This window comes from Pseudonocardia adelaidensis (assembly GCF_039543345.1).
Lineage (GTDB): Bacteria > Actinomycetota > Actinomycetes > Mycobacteriales > Pseudonocardiaceae > Pseudonocardia > Pseudonocardia adelaidensis.
This window is the reverse complement of record NZ_BAABJO010000073.1, coordinates 1-4,033: the sequence shown is the minus strand read 5'-3', so window position 1 is coordinate 4,033 and position 4,033 is coordinate 1. Positions and strand designations below refer to the sequence as shown.

The window sequence follows — 4,033 nt, the reverse complement described above, 5'->3', positions numbered from 1 at the left end:
TGATGATCGGTGAGATCGGCGGGGACGCCGAGGAGCGGGCCGCGGACTACATCAAGGCCAACGTGAGCAAGCCGGTCGTCGGTTACGTCGCGGGGTTCACCGCCCCGGAGGGCAAGACCATGGGGCACGCCGGGGCGATCGTCTCCGGCTCGGCCGGGACCGCCCAGGCCAAGAAGGACGCCCTGGAGGCCGCGGGCGTCAAGGTCGGCAAGACACCCAGCGAGACCGCCCAGCTGATGAAGGACATCCTCGCCGCGGGCTGATCAGCCGCTACCGGATTGCAGCAAGGCCACGGCCACCTTCCCGCAGCGATGCTGCAGGAAGGTGGCCTTGCTGCACCGAGGACCGTGACCCGGCGGTGGAGCGGCCACAGCGGGCTGCACGAGCTCCCCGCCTCCCGGGAGCGCTGATCGCCCGCCGCGGCCGGCGGGCGCTCGATGGACTACGTTCGGTCGCACCGCCTGCGCTGGACCGCGGGAGTCCGCACGGAGGGAGATTCTCATGAGCCAGCAGCCAGGAGCCCAGGGGCCCGGGACCCCACCGTCGGCATCGCCGCCCCCGGCGGCTCAGGCATCCGGGTCGCCGGCAGGCGTCGCCTCGACCTCGGAATCGACGCCCGCCACGCCGGAAGCGCCTCAGCTCGCTCCCGGCCCCGCTCGGTTGCTGGTGCTCGCCACCGCCGGGCTCGGTCTCGTGATCTACGTGCTGAGCTTCGTCGAGCTCGGGCTCTCCGGCAGCCTCATCGGCTTCCTGCTGCTCGGCGGCGGCTTGCTCGCGGGCGGAGCCCTGCTGCCGAAGGTGGGGCGCGTGCTGGTGCCCGCCGCGGTGATCGTCGTCACCGGCACGCTGTTCCTGCTGCAGGCCGTCACCCAGGGCGGGGCCTCGACGCCCGCGATCATCGCGCTGGTGCTGGCGTTCCTCGAGTCCGTGACCGCGATCGGCGCCGTGTTGCTCGACGCCGGCCTGGTCAAGGCGCCTGCGCCCCGGCCCCGCGCGCCGCAGGGCTACGGCCAGCCGGGCGGCTACGGCCAGTACCCGCCGGGGTACGGCCAGCCTGGCGGCTACGGGCAGTACGGGGCGCAGCAGGGATACGGTCAGCAGGGCTACGGGGCACCCGGCTTCGGCCAGCCCGGGCAGCAGCCCGGGTACGGCCAGCAGCAGCCGGGGTACGGCCAGCAGGGTTACGGGGCCCCGGGCGGTTACGGGCAGCAGCCGCAGGCCCCGTGGGGCGGGGCCGACCCGGGCGCGCGCCCCGGGGGCGCCGCGCCGAGCTGGTACGGCGGTGCCACGGAGGGTGGCGACACCCCGAGCGCACCCGGCACCCCCGTGCCCCAGGGCGAGCCCACCACCGCTATTCCCCAGACGCACGCACCCGCCCGGCCGGAGAACGGTGACGCCGACCAGACCGGCGGCGAGCAGACCCGGATCATCAAGCAGCCCGGCGACCGCCAGCCCGGCCAGAACGGTCCTTCGAACAACCCGCCCGGGTAGAACGCGCGCTGACGGACCTCGACGGCGGACGGCGCCGGTGCCCGGCCCGTCGGCGGTCGGTCGCGCGTGACAAAACCGGGCGACGTCGGTCGTCATCGCCGCGATGATGACCGACGTGGACGAGGTCGAAGTCGTCGTTGCCCATGACGAGCGCGCGACCCTGCGCGTCGGCGACGTGTTCCTGAAGATCGATGCTGATCAGAGGCGCGCCGACGTCGAGGTCGAGGCGATGGCCATGGCGCCGATCCCGACTCCGGAGGTCCGGTGGCGGCGACCGCCAGTGCTCGCGCTCGCCGCACTCCCCGGGACGGCGCTCGGGCGCCTCGGCGAGCCGTCGACCGCCTCGTCGGCGGCGTGGGCCGCGGCGGGTGCCGCCGCACGGACGCTGCACGACGCGCCGCTGCCGCCGTGGCCCGGCCGGAGCGTCGCCGAGATCGCATCGGAGCTCGACGCCGAGTGCGAGTGGCTCGTCACGAACGGTGTCCTCCCGGCAGACCTGGTCGTGCACAACCGCCGGATCGCCGAGGCCGCGCTCCGGCCGTGGACCCCGGCGTTCACGCACGGCGACCTGCAGCTCACCCACGTGTTCGTCGAAGGTGACGAGGTCACCGGCGTGCTCGACTGGTCCGAGGCGGCCCCGGGCGATGCGATGTACGACCTCGCCACCTTGACGCTCGGGCACGAGGAGCACCTCGATGACGTCGTCGCCGGCTACGGCACCGACGTCGATCTCGACGTGATCCGCGCGTGGTGGTCGTTGCGGAGCTTGCGGGGCGCGCGCTGGCTGGTCGAGCACGGCTTCGACCCGTCCTCGCCGGGCTGCGAGTTCGACGTGCTGAGGTCCCGGATGTGAGGCCGCACGAGTTCGACGGCTCCGACTTCCAGCGGCGAGCCTGCTCCACTCGAGCGGGTCGCGCTGCGACCCTGGGCGGGTGACGCGCACCCTCGCCGGCACCGACCACGACGCGGCCTCCGATCCGGGGACCACCCCGAGCGGGGCGGAGCACGGGGTCGAGGGGCTCGACCGGCTGCGGCTGCTGCTGGCCGGCGCGATGGGCACGGTGCTGCTCAGCTACGCCCTGCTCGTTCCCGCCGCCGCGGTGGTGATCTTCACGGCCGGCGGAGCGGTCTCGGTCGACGGAGCGTTCGCCGCGGCGATCCCGCTCTGGCTCGCCGCGCACCAGATCCCCCTCGTGCTGGAGGGCCAGCCGGTCAGCGTGCTGCCCCTGCTGCCGACGGCGGGCGTCGCCGCCGTGATCGCGCTGGGAGCGGGCTGGACGGTACGCCGGCTCGGTTGCCGGCCCCGCCACGATGCGGGCGCGGTGCTCGCCGCGGTGGCCGGTGCCCACGCCGCGGTCGCGGTCCTCGGCAGCGCGTTGCTCCCGCGGGCGGCAGAGGTCGCCGTGGCTCCGTGGTCGGCGATGGTGGGGGGCGGCCTGGTGTCCGGGTTCGCGGCCGCGGCCGGCGTCGTGCGGGTGTGCGGGTTGCCCGCCGACGTGGCAGCGCGGCTGCCCGGGTGGCTCCGCCCGGCCATGCGCGGCACGGCGGTGGCGCTCACCGGGCTGGCCTTCACGGGATCCGCCGTCCTGCTGGCGAGCCTGGCGGTGCAGGCGGGCGAGGTGGCGTCGGCCTACTCGCGGCTGGCCCCTGGTTTCGGGGCCGGGGTCGGCGTCACGTTCCTGGCGATCGCCTACCTGCCCAACGCCGTGGTCGGTGGCGTCAGCTGGGCCGTGGGCCCCGGGATCACCGTCGGCGCCGCCACGGCGTCTCCGTTCGTCACGAACACCTCGGCGCCGTCGCGCTTCCCGCTGCTCGCGGCGCTGCCGAGCGGCATGCCGCCGGTGTGGGCGCTCGCGGTGTTCGTGCTGCCGATCGGCGTCGGCCTGCTCGCGGGCACGGCGTGCCGCCGCGCGGCGCCTGCCCGCTACCGGTTCTCGGCGGCCCTCGCCACCGCCGGTGCCACCGCTGGCGTCATGGGCCTGCTCGCGCTCCTGACCGGCGGCCGGCTGGCCAGCGGCCCGTTCGACCCGGTGCGGCTGCCCGTCGAGCTGCTCGTGCCGGCGGTGCTGCTGTGGGTGGGTGTGCCCATCATGCTGGTCGCGGTGCTCCGGTCGGGCCCGGGCCGCGCCGACCGCGCCCGTGGTGGCGGCTCGGACCACTCGCCCGGGGGCGACGCCGTCGATGCCGGTGCGCGGCAGGCCGGCGGCGCAGCAGGCGATGACCGGCCGGACGGCCCGGTCGATGCGCCGGCCGAGGCAGCGACGGGCGGCGTGCGGGAGACCGGCGACGTGCCGGCCGGTGACGAGGACACCGAGGATCCGGCCGGACGTGCGGACGACCGGGACGAGGGCGGCGATACCGGAGAGCCCGCCGGAGGCGAGCCCGGAGCCGTGCCCGCCTCCCGGCGCCGCGATGCTGGTGCGCAGCGCCGGGACGACGACCCCGCCGACTCAGCCGAGGACCGGGCCGACGCCGACGACAAGACCGATGCCGACGACAAGACCGACGCCGGCGACCGGGCCGAGACCGCCGCCGACGAGCG

3 protein-coding genes and 1 pseudogene are annotated in these 4,033 nt (G+C 75.7%); all 4 read left to right on the top strand.

Going from position 1 to position 4,033, the window contains the following annotated elements; genetic code table 11:
* Window positions 1-263, top strand: a pseudogene (locus ABEA81_RS42190) (succinate--CoA ligase subunit alpha); the annotation flags it as partial.
* Between the two features lie 403 nt (window positions 264-666).
* A complete protein-coding gene (locus ABEA81_RS42185) occupies window positions 667-1,491 on the top strand; it encodes a DUF5336 domain-containing protein (RefSeq protein WP_345613665.1) in 825 nt (274 codons plus the stop codon).
* Window positions 1,492-1,606: 115 nt separating this feature from the next.
* The gene (locus ABEA81_RS42180) at window positions 1,607-2,344 is read left to right on the top strand and encodes a phosphotransferase family protein (protein WP_345613663.1); all 738 of its coding nucleotides are present in this window, start codon (window positions 1,607-1,609) and stop codon (window positions 2,342-2,344) included.
* A 79-nt stretch (window positions 2,345-2,423) separates the two neighbouring features.
* Window positions 2,424-4,033: cell division protein PerM (locus ABEA81_RS42175; RefSeq protein WP_345613661.1), on the top strand; the 1,610-nt coding region annotated here is incomplete at its 3' end.